The following is a 396-nucleotide window of genomic DNA, read 5'->3' as shown; positions in this document are numbered from 1 at the left end:
TAAAGTATAGAATACTCAAATTTATCAAAATTAATCTTAGCAATAATATCTTTACTATATAGTTTAAAAGAAAAGTCTTTCATAACTCTATCCTTTCATTACTACGCGATTTTCTCCGTCACAAAAGCTGTCAAGAATAACCCACTTGGTGCGAATATACCAAATATGATTGTTTTACCTCTATGTAGAGTTTGTGAAGTTTTATTTATTTTATGAATTTTATTAATGAATCTTGTTAAATAAAATGCGATGGGAGTGCCTATGAGATATGTAGGCATAAAAAGTGCGAAATAATAGTTGTATTCTGCGTATTCGTGTTGTATAGGATAATATATAGCATTACTCTCCTCAAAATAACGATAATCAAAAGGCACATATAAGGCAATGTAGCATTCA

The 396-nt window shown here is 29.0% G+C and carries 1 protein-coding gene; it reads right to left on the bottom strand.

Going from position 1 to position 396, the window contains the following annotated elements; translation table 11 throughout:
- Positions 1 to 101: 101 nt before the first annotated feature.
- The coding region (locus CQA53_RS13035; protein WP_181882491.1) for a hypothetical protein at positions 102 to 396 on the bottom strand (295 nt) is incomplete at its 5' end.

The organism is Helicobacter didelphidarum (assembly GCF_003364195.1).
Classification (GTDB): Bacteria; Campylobacterota; Campylobacteria; order Campylobacterales; family Helicobacteraceae; genus Helicobacter_A; species Helicobacter_A didelphidarum.
This window is presented reverse-complemented; position numbering and strand designations above follow the sequence as displayed.